Origin of the sequence: Ahniella affigens (assembly GCF_003015185.1) — a bacterium.
GTDB classification, from domain to species: domain Bacteria; phylum Pseudomonadota; class Gammaproteobacteria; order Xanthomonadales; family Ahniellaceae; genus Ahniella; species Ahniella affigens.
Genome location: NZ_CP027860.1, coordinates 5,321,672 through 5,335,768 on the forward strand (window position 1 = coordinate 5,321,672; position 14,097 = coordinate 5,335,768).

Genomic DNA, 14,097 nt, shown 5'->3' on the forward strand with positions numbered 1-14,097 from the left:
GTCCATGCAACCCGCCACGCCGACGATCATTGCCACGTTTGGAATCTACCTGGGCATCTGCCTGCTGCTCGGCTTTATCGCTTGGCGACGCACCACCAACTTGAAGGATTTCATTCTGGGTGGCCGCTCGCTTGGGCCTTGGGTGACGGCGCTCTCGGCGCAAGCCACGGACATGTCCGGCTGGCTGTTGATGGGCCTGCCTGGCTTTGCGTATCTCGCGGGATACGAATCGGCTTGGCTCGTCGGCGGCCTGATCGTTGGCACCTGGCTCAACTGGCGCTTCATTGCGCAGCCGCTCCGCGAGCGCACCGAACAACTCGGTGATGCCTTGACGCTGCCTGCGTACTTCGAGCGCGCGTTCAACGACCGTGGCTGGATCCGGCCATTGACCGCGTTCTTCATCCTCGTATTCTTTGTGCTGTACGCAAGCAGCCAGTTTGTGGCCGCCGGTCGCTTGTTCGAAGCGCTGTTCCAGCTGCCCTACGCGTGGGCCGTGTTCTGGGGTTCGATCGTGATGCTCGCCTACACATTCCTGGGCGGCTTTTTGGCGGTGTCCTGGTCTGATGTGCTGCAAGGCACGCTGATGTTCTTCGCGTTGGTGGTTGTTGCGCTGATGGGGCTCCACATTGTTGGTGGACTGGATGGCATGCACGCCACGATGAACGCGTTCAATGCCGAACTGCTTGACCCGTTCAGCGACGCCAAGGGCAACGATCTCGGCTGGATCGGTATTGCGTCAGCATTGGCTTGGGGGCTTGGTTATTGCGGGCAACCGCACATCCTCGCGCGCTTCATGGCGATCAAAAATCCGGCCGATATGAAGATCGCTCGTCGCGTTGCGATGACTTGGCAGATTGTGGTGTTGCTGGCCGCGATGATCGTCGGCTTCACCGCGCTTGGCGCGTTGAGCACCTACATGGGTGGGCAAGAGTCCGAGAAGGTGTTTATCCAAATGAGTTCGCAATTCTTCCCGCCTTGGATCGCAGGCATTTGCATGGCCGGTATTTTGGCCGCAATCATGAGCACCGCGTCCGCCCAGCTGCTGCTGTCGTCTGCAGCTTTCGCCGAAGACTTCTATCGCGGCTTGTTCCGCAAGCATGCGAGCCCGAAGGAAATGCTCTGGGTCGGCCGCCTCGCGGTGCTGGGTGTGGCGATCGTCGCGTTCTTTGTGGCGCTCGAGCCGAACAGCACGGTGCTGTCGCGCGTCGGCGATGCTTGGGCCGGATTCGGTGCAACCTTCGGCCCTGCCATCGTGCTGTCTCTGTATTGGCGCGGCATGACCCGCGCCGGCGCCTATGCGGGCATCCTGGTCGGTGGCATCGTCGTGGTGGCCTGGATGACCCAGGCCAGCCAGGGCGGCATTTTTGCGCTGTATTCGATGGTGCCGGGCTTTATCGCATCGATGCTCGCGATCATTCTGGTCAGTCTGCTGACTCGGCCAAAAGCCCAAAGTTAGGCCAGACATGTGGGCGACGTCACAGGTGCGGTCGCCACAGCATGAGCCACGCCCCAAACACGCCGAGTGCCATCAACAGGCTGCTCGCACCCAACGCGCCGGCGCTCAGCCATTGCCGCGTTGGTGAACGGCTGGACTCGGCGCGGAAGTAGAGTTCGGCCAGCGCGATTGGCACCAGGTAACAGCCGACGGACCACGCGAGATCAAACGGTCCGTCAAGTTTCGCCGTGTTGCCGTTTGGCCCCTGATTGAGTAGCAACCAGGCCGTCAAACCCAGCCGGAACATCCAGACGCCGTTCACGAGCAAAAAGGCCCGAATCGCCCATTGCCGATGCTGGCCGAGATTCCGGTTCCGGGCATGAACCCAAGCGAGAACCGCTGCGATCAGAATCAGAATTCCGTTGATTGAGATGCCAATAGCGCCTAAGTCCGACAAACGGGACCCACGGATCCAAGTGAGATACAAGCCACTCAGCGCACCGAGCATGCCGAGTGCCAGAAAGAGCCGCCCGTTCCACCGATGCAATCCCGGCACCCGCCGTCGCAACCATGGCCAAAGCTGCAGCAAACCCAGCATGCTGATCAGCCCGCCAGCCAGCACATGGCTGATCAACAGGCTGTTCCCGAGCCCATCGCCGACGATGTAACCGGTGATCTTGGCAGTGTTGTTGATGGCTTCAGGCGTCCCCGACAACACCGGTCGGGCGTAGACCATGGCGATGTACCAGGCGAACAGCCATTGCCCGACCAAGGCGATCAGAAACCAGAACCCAGCCGACAGGCGGAGCGCTTTGAGACTCCTCTGCGCAGACGGTGGAAGGGTACTCCGGGCAGGGGGCTCGAGGGTGTGTGGAACGTCGACGAGGGATTCAGCACTGCGTCCTGGCATAGAAAGGATTCCATTCATTTAACCCGGATTGGGTCAGCGCCAGACTGCGTGCGCAGCGATCAGCTGTCTCGCCGATTCGGAAATCGGCAGCAGGTTTCTGGGGGCTCGACGGGTGTCGACCTGTCGACTCGCCGCAAAAACGGGTGCACCGGACGCGGGGCGACTGGCTCGACCGGTCCATCGCGGTCGGCCGGCGATGCCATCTGGCGGATGACCGGTGCTTGGCGCTTCTGCTTCAATGTACGCCTGGGCATCGGCACATCCACGAGGAACCCATGTTTCTGCTGACCACTTGGTTGCAACTGACCGCCGCGATGTTTGCATTCGCGTCGGTGCTGGACCTGCTCCGGCGACCAACGAAGCTGGCCATCCACGTCATCTGGGCGGTGTTCGCCGGCTCCCTGGCGATGCTGATGATCAAACGCTTGGCGGGTGACGCGGTCGGCGCGCACCAGTTCTTGATCGGACTATTCGCTTGCGCGACGTGCAACGCGTATTGGCTGTTTGCGCGCGCGCTGTTCCGCCGCGAAGGCGCCGTCCAGGGACCGCATCTGATCGCGGCGGCAGCGATTGCGTTGCTCTTGATCAGCGATCAGAGTCTGCGCTGGTTCGAGGCCGAGGGTTGGCTCGATGGAATCAGCCTGGCGCCAACGGTTGCCGGCATCGATGCGCTGCTCAGCATGCTGTCGTCCACCATACTGGTGCTCGGGTTTCTGGAAGGCGTGCGCGGCTATCGCGACGCGCCCCGTCCGGAACAAGCCATGCGCCGCTTGTTCATGATCAGCTATGGCAGTTGCGTCCTGTTGTGCACGATGGTGCCGGCAATGTTGGACGACTCGGCCGCGTTCTCACACCTGCTCGGTGGCGCCAGTTCGCTGTACATGTTGCTGATCACGCATCGACTGCTCGCCTGGCGCGAATTGCAGGATTGGTCGGCCAAGCCAGCGCGAGCGCCCGCCAAGGCGGCAGAGGCGCCGCTCCCGATCGAGCCCGAGATCAGTCCAGACGATCTGGTCCTGGCGGACGCGCTGCGAGCGCTCGTGGAACAGGAACGGCTGTATCTGCAAGCGGCGTTGAAAGTACAGGACCTCGCCGATCGGCTACACGTGCCGGAGTACCGCGTGAGTCGTTTGATCACGGGGGTGCTTTGCGAGCGAAACTTCAATCAGTGGATCAACCGCGCGCGCGTCGAACACGCCAAGCGCTTGCTCGCCGAGCCCGCTCATCGACACTGGCCAGTCCTGGTCATCGGCATGGAAAGCGGCTTCGCTTCACTCGGCCCCTTCAACCGCGCGTTCAAGGCGCAAGTTGGCATGACGCCGAGCGACTATCGCAGCCGATCTCTGGCGCCCGAAGCACCCGTCAGCATCGCCGACGCCAGCTGAGCAAGACCTGCTGCCCGCCAAGCCCGATGGAGCCCCTGAACAAGTTCAGAGGCGACGCGGGTCAGAAAGTCCAAGATGGACTTGTTCAGACCATCCTCGTCGTCACGCAGCTCAGTAGTGATAGCGAAGCTGCGCGATCAAGAGCACATCGCCCTCAACGCGATAGACCACTCGGTGCTCGTCGGAGACGCGGCGCGACCAGAACCCAGCCAGTGCGTACTTAAAAGGCTCTGGTTTGCCGACACCTGCGTACTGCTCCCGCCTGACTTCTGCGATCAAACGGTTGATACGGTCCAACATCTTCCGGTCTTGCTTTTGCCAGTAGAGATCGTCTTCCCACGCCTCATCAGCGAACACCAATCTCATTCACTGAGCTCGCGCACCACGCCGTTGCCACTAGATAGCTGCGCTGCGGCGGCTTAGTAGACGCTTGACGTTCGCGGGGCTTCGTAGCAAATAGGCTGTTTCTGCCATTGTCTTGTAGTCCTCAAGGGACAACATCACTACCGACTGTTCGTCATTGCGGGTGATGATCAAGGGCTCGTGGTCTTCGCAAACACGATCTATGGTCTTGGCCAGATTGGCACTTGCGGCACTGTAAGTAATCGCGTCCATCGATTCCTCGCTTGTACATGTTGCTGTACAGACGTGGGGGCTGATCAATTGGCGCTTTAAACGACGTTCTATATCGATCAACGGCCGCCGAACCGGGCCGCCCGCCGCTCTTGGAAGCTCGCCACTCCTTCAGCGGCATCGGCACTCTGCATGATTGTGGCGAGCTCTGGAAACATCTTGGGGTATGCCATGGCAACGCCTTCATCAGCGGCCTGCCTCGAACTCTTGAGGCTCGCTTGAACCCCGAGCGGCGCGGCCTGACACACTGCTGCCGCCAGCGCGCGGGCACGTTCGAGTTGTTCGCCAGGCGCGCACAGCTCGCCCACGAGCCCGGTTTGCCACGCTTCCTCTGCAAACCACTCCTCGCCGGTCAGCAGATAGCGTTGTGCCTTCGCCCAACCCATCGCCGCTGGCAACCGCAACGTCGCGCCACCGCACGCAAAGAAGCCGCGTTTGACCTCCAACATCGCGAACCGGGTGTCGGTCGCCGCAACACGCAGATCCGTGGCCAGCAGGAGCTCCGTGCCCCAGGTGTAGCAATAGCCCTGTACCGCCATGATCAACGGCTTCCGAACCCGTGGGCCGTTCAACCCAAACGGATCGAGTTCCCCGGGGCCGAGCGTTGGACGCTCGCCACTTGCAAACACACGGGCCCAGTCGTTCAGATCCACACCGGCGGTAAAGTGCGGGCCCTCGGCGTAGATCAACCCGACCCAAAGATCGGGGTTCTGATCCAGTTCGTACATCGCCCGTGCCAGCTGGTGATACATGTCGAGCGACAGCGCGTTGCGCTTCTCGGCGCGCCGAACGGCGATTTCGAGCACATGATCCTGATGTTGAACGTCGATCATTGCAGCGGCTCCGAGGGGGAATTGAGTACGCCGCGATGATAGCCCGCAGCCAGGCACCGACGCTGCCCAGAGGCACGCATTGTGTGCAATGACTTAGGTCATGAGCCAACCTGACGCGCGTTGAGCTGCCAAGGCGGTTCTGACCAAACACACCGTCGATACGAGCCAAGGTTCGCCCGCCTCGAACCAATCGCGCAAGTGATCGCTTCTGGAACACTGAGTCCGAACCCAAGCGCCGGGCGGGAATGCCTCGGCGCCAGACTCAGCAAGGGTCTGACCATCCAGGATGGACCTATTCAGGCGCTTCCGGATGGCCAAAACTGAACGTCACGCGCTCTTTGACGTGCACATCAGCACAAGCCTGCAAAGGTTCGGTGACCGACGCGGCGACAAACTGCAAATCCAATGTCGCCGTATTGCCGTTCTCAAACTGCACGCACCCTTGCTTCAACACACCCAGGCAATCGGCACGGTCATCGCCCACAGCACTGGCAATCCGCGCTGCGCCCAGGAGTTCGCCCGACTCGGTGCAGTATTTGGGATTCCCGTCCGCGTTGCGAGCATCGCGCTTCCGCGGCACCTCTAGCGCTCTCAACGCTGGCATCTCCAGCGCTACGGAATACGTGCCCGGACAAGGCCCGGCTTGCTTCGGCTCTGCGGGCTGCATGCACGCTGTGACGTGCGTCCAGCGCAGGACCAAGTCATCCCCAACGCGGCGCTGGCGCCACTGATCGACGAATCCTGCTGGCCAGGGCGACCCCCAGCGTTCGGCATCGCTGGCATTCGCGCGCGCCCGAATGTCATCGCGATAGGTCAGCTCCGCCCGGATATGCAGCGTCGCCATGGTGGTCTCGGGCAGGAGCTGGGCATTGGCGCTGCCCCAAGCAATGCTCATCACAAACAGTCCGTATCGGTATTTCAAGGGATTCTCCTGATGGTTAGTGTCCTGTCCCGCGAATAACTCGAATTAATTTGTCGCCTTCCAAGCCAATGCTGCGTTGGTCGTCGTCGCCTGAGTTACCACTGCGTCTCCTCCTCTCGCCTTGCCTTGGCACGAAATTCTTCCAAATTTATTTCAAGCTATTTGCGGGACAGGACACTAGTTCGATCCAAAGCGCCCGGGCTCCTGGGCTGTTTGGACCGCATCGACCGTCGCAGGTTCCGGCGCCGCACACGTTCGCGCTCGCGTCGCCGATGGTCTGGAGCGATCGACAAAACGGGCTATCATCCCAACTCGCGAAGTTCCCCAACCTAAACTTGGAGACGCACCAATGAGTGTCCTGCATCGTTCCGTGTGGTGTCCGATCATCCTGGCGCTTGCCGCGACGTCGGCATCGGCAATCGATCTCGATCAGGCCACGGTGCTTGATCTCAGTCATCCATTCAACAGCCAGACCCTCTACTGGCCAACCTCTCCCAGTCAGTTCGAACTGAAGACCCTTGCGCACGGACAAACCGACGGCGGCTTCTTCTATTCGTCGAACAGTTTCTGTTCGCCCGAGCACGGCGGCACGCATCTTGATGCGCCGATCCATTTCGCCGAGCATGGCAAGACCGCCGATCAACTGGACCTCGCGCAACTGATTGGCCCTGCGGTCGTGATCGATGTTCGCGAACAAGTCGCCAAGAATCCTGACTACGCACTGACGGCTGACGACATCACCGCCTTCGAGGCCAATCATGGCAAGCTCGCAGCGGGCACGATTGTGCTGTTGCAAACGGGCTACAGCAAACACTACCCGAACCGCAAAGCGTACTTCGGCGACGACACGCCGAATGACGCGAGCAAGCTGCACTTTCCGAGTTACGGGCCGGATGCGGCGACGCTCTTGGTGGACAAGCGGCACGTGGCAGTGCTGGGCGTCGATACAGCGTCGATCGATATTGGCCAGTCAAAAGACTTTCAAGTTCATCGCATTGCTGCAGCCAAGAATGTGGCCGGTCTGGAAAACCTGAATGGTCTGGATCGTTTGCCGCCCGTCGGAGCCAGCGTCGTGGCGCTGCCGATGAAGATCGAAGGGGGTTCGGGTGGGCCGGTGCGGGTCATTGCGCTACTGCCGCCAAAATGAACGGGGTGCCGCGCATCGTTCTGATTGGGGCGAGCTGAGTCCTGACCCATGCGCCTGCACTCGCACGAGATCGAGTTCGATGTCGACACGGCCACGCTGCACGGCCCAAACGGATCGCAGCCGTTGCGCCGACAGGTGGCCGAAACGCTGCTCGTATTGATGCAGCGTGCACCGGCGCTCGTCTCGGTGGATACCTTGCTCGATACCGTCTGGGGCCGCCACGCCATCTCGCCGAGCGCGGTCCCGCAAACCATTCGCGAATTACGCCGGGCGCTGGGTGACCACGCGCAAGACTCCATCTACATCGAGACGCGGCACAAACTTGGCTATCGCTGGATTCCGCCCGTGCAACGGTTGGATGGACCGGACGCGGCAGCTGCAGCAGAAGGCGCGCCTGGGCTTGCGGCCGAACGGGAAATGTCGCCACCAACCCAAGCCTTGGTGGCGCTGCCACCTGCAGCCCGCCAGCAGCGGCGCTGGCCGCTATGGGCCAGTGCGATGTTGGGCGCTGCGCTGTTGGCAACGGCGCTGCTGTTTGGATGGTATTCGCGCGGCTTGTGGCCGCTGCAACGCGCGGACACCGATCGCACGGGCGTGATGGCGAGTGCTGATCGCACACACTGGCAAGCGGCCATGCATGCCTGGCAGGCCCAGGACTTAGACAGCGTCCGCCAAGCCCTGAGCGCCTTGCCTCAAGACGAACTGGCGCGCTCATTACTCGGGCTGCGACTTCAGGCTGTCACCGACAGCGACGCCAGCTTGCCGGCCAACATCGACGCCGTTCGCGCGCGACTGCCGGAAGCGGATCAGGCTGGGCGCCTCTGGGCTCAGGCTGTTCTTGCGCATGTCGCGGGTCAGGACACCGTAGCGTGGTCGCATCTGGAGCCGTTGCTTGCACTAAGGCCCGACGATGTCGACTTGCGGCTTCTGGCCTGGGACTTGCGCCGGCGGTTGCCGAAAGACCGCATACGGCAATTGTCTGAATACCTCAGTGCAGCGCCTGGCCTCCCGCCCGCGCGCCGCGAATTGCTGGCCATTCAAGCGGCCGGCGAACAGAAGGAACCCGAGCGCCGCCAGCAATTGGCCGAGGCATGGCTGCGCGTGCATGCGAAGACGCATCCGGTACTCGCGTTGACCGTCCTGCTTGAGCAGGCCGAAGCGCTGGAAGCGTTGCGCCAACCGTCCGATGCGCGCGCGTTGGCGCTTGCCGTGAGTGCGACGGCAGAACAACTCGGGGCCGCGCGCCTGGCCGCCAGAGCGATGCGGACCGCTGTCTGGAACGCCATGGTCCAGAGTCAGAATGATCTGGCCGAAGCCGATCTCGCCCGGATGCAGCAGTTGCTGCAGGACCGCTACGATCCATCGGGTGCCGTCAGCATGCGCCACTTCCGAGCCATGCTGTTCAATCGCCGCGGTGACCACGACCAGGCGATCGACGCGTTCACGCAACTGGCCCAGGACTATGAGGCCATGGGCGAACTGGGCTCGGCTGCCTCGGCGCTGAATGCGACCGTGTCGCCGCGCTATCTGCTCGGTCGCGGTGACGAGGTTCCGGCCACGATCAACACGGCACTCGACCTGGCGACGCGCGCCAATGCCATCGATACGATCGGCTTTCTAAGGGGATCACTGGGCAATCACTACGTCCGGACGGGCGATCTGCAACAGGGTCAGATGTATATCGGGATGGCGCTCGAGAGCTTTCGCCAGAATGGCGATCGCCACGCGGAAGCGGCCGCACTCGGCAATCTCGGCCAAGTGGCGCAAATGCGTGGTCGACTGCAAGAGGCCCAACGCTTCAACGAGCAGGCTGCCGTGCTGGAAACTGCGCTCGGCAACGCGCACGGCTTGGCCTATACCAACAAGCGTCTCATGGACATTGCCATCGCACAGGGCGATTTGACTGCGGCGAGTGCGCTTGGGCAATCGGCGTTGCAGGGCTTCGGTGATCACGGCGATCACAAGGAGGCCGCGCTCACCGCCCGGCTACTCGCCGAGCTGCATCTGCGCCAAGGGCAACTGGATGCTGCGCTACGCTTGCAAGAGACCCTAGCCGCGACCGCTGACAAGAGCCCCTTGGTCCGCGCCGAACAACACATGTTGCGCGGCGATCTGGCCCGATATCGGGGCGAGTTCAAACAGGCGGCCGCCGAATACACCGAGGCAGCCGCGATCTGGTCCGGTGCGGAGGAGCGATCAGACGCCCTGCTGGCGCGCCTTTGCGCGTTGCGGGCCACGCTGCCGATTGCCCCAGCGGTGGCGATTGAGGAAGAACTGCGCCTGCTGATGACCGCCCCGGAGCGCAGCCAGAATGCCGCGATCGATCTGAATGCTCGCCTGCTGCTAGCCGAAGTGCTGATCTGGGCAGCTCGTCGGGATGAAGCCACTGCTGCCTTGGCTGAACTGGAAACCGCGTTGAGTCAAACTGTCGACGCCGAAACCAGCCTCCGTCTCGCACTCCTGCGCGCCGACCTCGACACCGAGCCGGACTCGCGGCAACAGCGTCGCGAATGGGTCGCCGCGCAAGCCCAGAGCAAGGGGATGCTGCTATTGGCACTGGAAGCTGAAGGTCGAATGGCCGAACAGACAGGCGCTGCCGATTGGTCGGCATTTGTGCAACGCGCCCGCGCAATGGGTGCAACGGGCCTGATTCGACGGCAAAGACCCTGATTTCATCGAAATCTCAACACTTGCTCAGCGGTTCCGCAGTACTGCGACCTGCGCGTTGCGTACTGTTCCGGCCAGCCGAACCTGGCCCATCGTCTGGACCAGCGGCCATGCCAACCCTACCCGGATCGGAGCCCTGCCATGAGCGATGTGCTGTATCAGATCAAGAACCCCGGCGAACTGCCGTTACCGAAACCACTCGTCTGGTTCATGTACTTGATGTTCAGTATTCCGCTTTTGATGATTCCGATGACCCTGACCGAGATCCCCGAAAACCCCTGGTTGCTGGTGGCCTACCCGTTCTGCTTTCTGCCCCTTGGCATCATGTGGCTTCTGAAGCGCCTGATGGGTCGTTACGGCATAACGGTGGGTCAGGACGGTCGGCTCGAGGTCATGTTGCCGTTCAAGACTGATCGATTCGCCCCGGGCACCCTGAAGCGGGTCGCCTTGCATCAAACGCGCATGCACATGAGTGGCCGTGTCACCACGCGCACGTTCCTGCAGCTGATTGGCGCCCAAGACAAGCTGCTGACCCACTTCGATGTTGCGGCTTTTACCCAGGCCGACGTTGAAGGCTTGCTGGGCGCGCTGCGCCAGCTCGACCCGCAGCTGCCGATCAGCCATACGCAGTGAGCGAACCCCGTCAACCAAATCGTCCTGCCCGCGTTCCACTTGCTGCTGCGGCCTGATCCAAACTTTTCGAGACTAAAACCATGACTGTGACCACCCGCGTCGCCACCTTGCTGATCGCCCTGGCGATTCTGACTGCCTGCGGCCAGGATGTTTCCGTGCAAGCGGCCAATGATCCGAACGCCCCCGCCGCACCCAGCACCGCCGGCATACCAAGTGATGCCGATGTGCTGGCCGAAATGAAGAACCGCATTCGCGATGCGGATTCGATCGAACTATCACGCGAGGGCAAAGGCGAAGTGGTGTGGTCGCGCCGCGATCTGACGTGGTATTACCAGCGCGGCTACATTGTCCGGCGTGCCGCGAACATCGAGGGCTTTCCCGACGCCAAACTTGAGGTCGGCGGCCTAAGCCTTTGGGTGTTCGACGGCAATGGCTGGCGCTATCAGCGCGATCTGGTGACCTGGAACACCTACGACGGCATTGCCGACCCGGATCAGAACGAACTGATCGCGCTACTGCAAAACGCCCAGCTCAATTACATGCCGGTGGGCCTCGGCAGCAAGCCCCAGAACATCCGCATCGCCGAGACACCGAACTTCGAATGGCACAATGGCACCTCGGTGTCGTTCAACTATGTGGTCGACGCCGCGCAAATCGACTGGCCGGGACAAAAGCTCAACCAAGCGACCGTGACCCTTCGCACCCGCGTCTACCGTGACACCATCGACTCGCCCTGGCGCGACCCACTGACACCCGAGCAAATCGACGCCGTCGTCCACAGCAGCGAGCCCAAAACACCAGCCGAGCTGAGCGAGTATTCGCGTCAGGCCGCGATGTAGCCATCGCATGCTGGCTGACCGCGCCAAAGCACGACGGCCACGTCGCATCCCGCATGGGGATGCGGCGTGCGTGGCGCGTCAGTCCGACGCAGTTGGCCCAATTTCCTTTGCCTCGATGCGCGGTCTGAACACGCGATTCAAGTAGTCGGCCAAACGCCGGGCGGCAATCCGAATCCGAAGCTCGGCCAACGGTCGAAAATGATCCAGATATGCAGGATCGAGCTCTGGGCCCGTCGGATAGAGGTCTTCGGAATCGATGAGTCGACACGACTCGGTGGCCCAATCCGCCGGCTTCTGACTGGTGGTCGGCAGCGTCACCGGACCCATCGCCTCCAGCACTTTGGCGTAGTTCGCAAGATCGTGCTGGCCGCTGGCGATAAGGTAGTAATCCCAGATCGAGTGCAAGTTCGTGTCCATGATGCCATCGTGATAGTTCGCCTTCGCGTAGGCCTCTGGGGCAATTTCGGTACGTAGTGTCAGCTTGACATCGTTGGCGCCGTGATCCGCCACATCACTGGTGTGCAGCGGCTGGTGAATATCACCGAAGAAGTGCACGAGGAACTTCAGGGCTTCGCGGCGTTGCAGCGGATCGCCTTTGTCATTCGCCAGAATCGCCTCCTGATCGGCAATGGCGCCGACGACGCATGCGTCGTCCGGGCAATCCTGAGCCATCGCCACGACGCACGTCCCTTCGGTCGTCTTGACGTAGTGCCAGCGCGAATTGATCTGAAAGCGCGGCGGATCCAGATTGCGCAATGCGTCCGCCCAATAAGCCACGCCAGACAGACTTGGTTCCGCCTCGCCCGCCAGAATCTCGCCGACCGCCGCTGCGGCATCCGGGCTGAGTTGCGGTTCGGCCAGTTTGCCGACCAGCCGGTGGCCGAGTTCTCCCCACGCCAGCGCCGGGCCCGTCCAGGCAAGGAATGCGACGACAATGCCAGCTTGAATTCGGTTCATAGCGCTCGCCTATTTCGAACAACAGAGTTTAGCAGCGATGCTTCAGGCGATCGGTTTTCGATGCGGTCGCAGCGCCACGACATCCAAGCGTTGGCAAGGCCCGCCCGGGCCGAGAAGCCGGTTCACAGTCAGGCCGCCCATCGCCGGACAGCAACTCCCGCTCGCCGGTATCAGCGCCCAAAGGCTGAACTTCGGGAGCCAAAGCCGGTCCGAGTCGCCTGCTGGCGAGACCATGCAACCGAGCATGGCGCGTGTTTGTGTCAACGCCAAGACGCCCGACCGCGGTCGGCCGTGCGCGCGGTTGACGCGGAATCGGCATGCCGAGCGCAGCAGAAGTCACCTGCGCGACCTTTCCACGCAAACCGGCAGCGGCCTGTGCCATTTCTGTTTCGCCGCCGTTTTGCTTAGACATGGCAAGATCGGCACTTGGGTATGCCAGTCTCCAACTGTTTTTCCAAGGAGTGAATGATGAAACGATTGCTGTTGACGTCCCTGATCTGTCTCAGTGTCATGGCCTGCTCGAAGTCGGAAGAAGCGAGTCCGGATACCAACGCGCCTGCCGCCAGCACGGCCGAAGCGGCGCCCGTTGCACCGGTCGCGGACGCCGCGCCAGCGCCAGCCGCTGACGCCGAAGTCGTGACAGGTATTCCGGAATGCGACGAGTTCCTCCACCAGTATCAGACCTGCCTGGCCGACAAGGTGCCGGAGCAAACGCGCGAAGTGATGCTCCAAGGCATGGCGCAGTGGAAGCAAAGCTGGAAAGACATGGTGCAGGACGAGGCCACCAAGGCGCAGTTGCCAGAAGTGTGCACGCGCGCAAAGGAAAGCACCAAGTCCGTCATGGATATGTACGGCTGCGCGATGTAAGCGCCGCAATACTGCAACCTGCCAGCGCGCCACGGATGGCGCGCACCCGCTCCCACCCGGGCGCGTCGCCTCGTTGACTGGATTCGCCCTCCCTTTGTCAGGCACGGCTCTGGCATGATGGGCGGATCAACGGCGACCAAGGAGATCGGTGTCGGTGGCAGCCAAAACGCTGTTTGCGATCCGTGGCCTGACCCGGGTGTTCGGGCAAGGCGACAGTGCGGTGCATGCCTTGCGCGGCATCGATCTGGATCTGTATCACGGCGAGGTCGTCGTGTTGCTTGGGCCATCCGGATCGGGCAAGTCAACCCTCCTGAATATACTCGGTGGGCTGGATCGTCCCACTGGCGGCTCAGTCCACTATGACGGCCAATCCCTGGCTGATCTCGATGAACGCGGTTTGACGCACTTTCGGCGCGACCATGTCGGATTCATCTTTCAATTTTACAACCTGATCCCGAGCCTGACGGCGCGCGAGAACATTGAACTCGTTACCGATCTGGCGGCCACGCCGTTGCCGGTAGACGAGGCCCTGGCGATGGTCGGACTCAGCCACCGCGGCGAGCATTTTCCAGCCCAACTTTCTGGTGGCGAGCAGCAACGCGTCGCCATCGCGCGGGCCCTGGCGAAACGCCCCCGCATGCTGTTCTGCGACGAACCCACGGGCGCGCTGGACTTGCGCACAGGCGTGATGACCTTGGAAGCGCTGATGCAGGCGAACGTCGCCTTTCAGAGCACATTGCTGATCGTCACCCACAATGCCGACATTGCCCGACTCGGCGATCGCATCATCCAATTTGCCGATGGCCAGATTCGCGAAATCATTGCGAATCAAAGCCGCGCGAAGCCGAACGAGTTGCGCTGGTGATGGC

General features: G+C 61.9%; 14 protein-coding genes. 8 read left to right on the forward strand and 6 right to left on the reverse strand.

The window, feature by feature from the left end:
* Positions 1-4: 4 nt before the first annotated feature.
* The gene (gene putP / locus C7S18_RS20620; protein WP_106893341.1) at positions 5-1,456 is read left to right on the forward strand and encodes a sodium/proline symporter PutP; all 1,452 of its coding nucleotides are present in this window, start codon (positions 5-7) and stop codon (positions 1,454-1,456) included.
* Between the two features lie 19 nt (positions 1,457-1,475).
* On the opposite strand, the gene C7S18_RS20625 is transcribed toward putP, so the two are convergent.
* On the reverse strand, positions 1,476-2,345 hold the full coding sequence (locus C7S18_RS20625; RefSeq protein ID WP_170113395.1) for a DUF2306 domain-containing protein: 870 nt from the start codon (positions 2,343-2,345) through the stop codon (positions 1,476-1,478).
* A 275-nt stretch (positions 2,346-2,620) separates the two neighbouring features.
* Between C7S18_RS20625 and C7S18_RS20630 the strand changes: the two genes are divergently transcribed.
* On the forward strand, positions 2,621-3,730 hold the full coding sequence (locus tag C7S18_RS20630) for a helix-turn-helix transcriptional regulator (protein WP_106893343.1): 1,110 nt from the start codon (positions 2,621-2,623) through the stop codon (positions 3,728-3,730).
* A gap of 111 nt (positions 3,731-3,841) precedes the next feature.
* On the opposite strand, the gene C7S18_RS20635 is transcribed toward C7S18_RS20630, so the two are convergent.
* The 4 genes from C7S18_RS20635 to C7S18_RS20650 all read right to left on the reverse strand — a co-directional run bounded on the left by C7S18_RS20635 (position 3,842) and on the right by C7S18_RS20650 (position 6,118).
* Positions 3,842-4,096, reverse strand: coding sequence for a Txe/YoeB family addiction module toxin (locus C7S18_RS20635; RefSeq protein WP_106893344.1), 255 nt, complete (start codon positions 4,094-4,096; stop codon positions 3,842-3,844).
* 30 nt (positions 4,097-4,126) lie between these two features.
* A complete protein-coding gene (locus tag C7S18_RS20640) occupies positions 4,127-4,345 on the reverse strand; it encodes a type II toxin-antitoxin system Phd/YefM family antitoxin (RefSeq protein WP_240623940.1) in 219 nt (72 codons plus the stop codon).
* Between the two features lie 77 nt (positions 4,346-4,422).
* Positions 4,423-5,196, reverse strand: a complete 774-nt coding sequence (locus C7S18_RS20645; RefSeq protein ID WP_106893345.1) for a crotonase/enoyl-CoA hydratase family protein — start codon at positions 5,194-5,196, stop codon at positions 4,423-4,425.
* Positions 5,197-5,488: 292 nt separating this feature from the next.
* Complete coding sequence (locus tag C7S18_RS20650) at positions 5,489-6,118, reverse strand: hypothetical protein (RefSeq protein ID WP_146152048.1); 630 nt, start codon at positions 6,116-6,118, stop codon at positions 5,489-5,491.
* 349 nt (positions 6,119-6,467) lie between these two features.
* Here C7S18_RS20650 and C7S18_RS20655 point away from each other — a divergent pair, with 349 nt between their 5' ends.
* The 4 genes from C7S18_RS20655 (at position 6,468) to C7S18_RS20670 (ending at position 11,404) form a co-directional block, all read left to right on the forward strand.
* Positions 6,468-7,265, forward strand: coding sequence for a cyclase family protein (locus C7S18_RS20655; protein WP_106893347.1), 798 nt, complete (start codon positions 6,468-6,470; stop codon positions 7,263-7,265).
* A 48-nt stretch (positions 7,266-7,313) separates the two neighbouring features.
* A complete protein-coding gene (locus tag C7S18_RS20660; protein ID WP_106893348.1) occupies positions 7,314-9,935 on the forward strand; it encodes a tetratricopeptide repeat protein in 2,622 nt (873 codons plus the stop codon).
* Positions 9,936-10,073: 138 nt separating this feature from the next.
* Positions 10,074-10,565, forward strand: coding sequence for a hypothetical protein (locus C7S18_RS20665; RefSeq protein ID WP_106893349.1), 492 nt, complete (start codon positions 10,074-10,076; stop codon positions 10,563-10,565).
* Between the two features lie 80 nt (positions 10,566-10,645).
* Positions 10,646-11,404 (forward strand): hypothetical protein, encoded by a 759-nt coding sequence (locus tag C7S18_RS20670; protein ID WP_106893350.1) that lies wholly within the window; start codon positions 10,646-10,648, stop codon positions 11,402-11,404.
* Between the two features lie 78 nt (positions 11,405-11,482).
* Here the strand turns inward: C7S18_RS20670 and C7S18_RS20675 are convergent, their stop codons facing one another.
* The gene (locus C7S18_RS20675; protein WP_106893351.1) at positions 11,483-12,361 is read right to left on the reverse strand and encodes a S1/P1 nuclease; all 879 of its coding nucleotides are present in this window, start codon (positions 12,359-12,361) and stop codon (positions 11,483-11,485) included.
* 465 nt (positions 12,362-12,826) lie between these two features.
* Here C7S18_RS20675 and C7S18_RS20685 point away from each other — a divergent pair, with 465 nt between their 5' ends.
* Complete coding sequence (locus C7S18_RS20685) at positions 12,827-13,228, forward strand: hypothetical protein (protein WP_106893353.1); 402 nt, start codon at positions 12,827-12,829, stop codon at positions 13,226-13,228.
* 154 nt (positions 13,229-13,382) lie between these two features.
* On the forward strand, positions 13,383-14,093 hold the full coding sequence (locus C7S18_RS20690) for an ABC transporter ATP-binding protein (RefSeq protein WP_106894130.1): 711 nt from the start codon (positions 13,383-13,385) through the stop codon (positions 14,091-14,093).
* The last annotated feature ends 4 nt before the right edge of the window (positions 14,094-14,097 follow it).

Excerpts from the sequence above, each read along its gene's own strand:
- C7S18_RS20640 (WP_240623940.1), bottom strand. The coding sequence starts at position 4,345 with ATGGACGCGATTACTTACAGTGCCGCAAGTGCCAATCTGGCCAAGACC.
- C7S18_RS20660 (WP_106893348.1), top strand. The coding sequence starts at position 7,314 with ATGCGCCTGCACTCGCACGAGATCGAGTTCGATGTCGACACGGCCACG.
- C7S18_RS20635 (WP_106893344.1), bottom strand. The coding sequence starts at position 4,096 with ATGAGATTGGTGTTCGCTGATGAGGCGTGGGAAGACGATCTCTACTGG.
- C7S18_RS20625 (WP_170113395.1), bottom strand. The coding sequence starts at position 2,345 with ATGCCAGGACGCAGTGCTGAATCCCTCGTCGACGTTCCACACACCCTC.
- putP (WP_106893341.1), top strand. The coding sequence starts at position 5 with ATGCAACCCGCCACGCCGACGATCATTGCCACGTTTGGAATCTACCTG.
- C7S18_RS20685 (WP_106893353.1), top strand. The coding sequence starts at position 12,827 with ATGATGAAACGATTGCTGTTGACGTCCCTGATCTGTCTCAGTGTCATG.
- C7S18_RS20675 (WP_106893351.1), bottom strand. The coding sequence starts at position 12,361 with ATGAACCGAATTCAAGCTGGCATTGTCGTCGCATTCCTTGCCTGGACG.
- C7S18_RS20665 (WP_106893349.1), top strand. The coding sequence starts at position 10,074 with ATGAGCGATGTGCTGTATCAGATCAAGAACCCCGGCGAACTGCCGTTA.
- C7S18_RS20645 (WP_106893345.1), bottom strand. The coding sequence starts at position 5,196 with ATGATCGACGTTCAACATCAGGATCATGTGCTCGAAATCGCCGTTCGG.
- C7S18_RS20630 (WP_106893343.1), top strand. The coding sequence starts at position 2,621 with ATGTTTCTGCTGACCACTTGGTTGCAACTGACCGCCGCGATGTTTGCA.
- C7S18_RS20655 (WP_106893347.1), top strand. The coding sequence starts at position 6,468 with ATGAGTGTCCTGCATCGTTCCGTGTGGTGTCCGATCATCCTGGCGCTT.
- C7S18_RS20670 (WP_106893350.1), top strand. The coding sequence starts at position 10,646 with ATGACTGTGACCACCCGCGTCGCCACCTTGCTGATCGCCCTGGCGATT.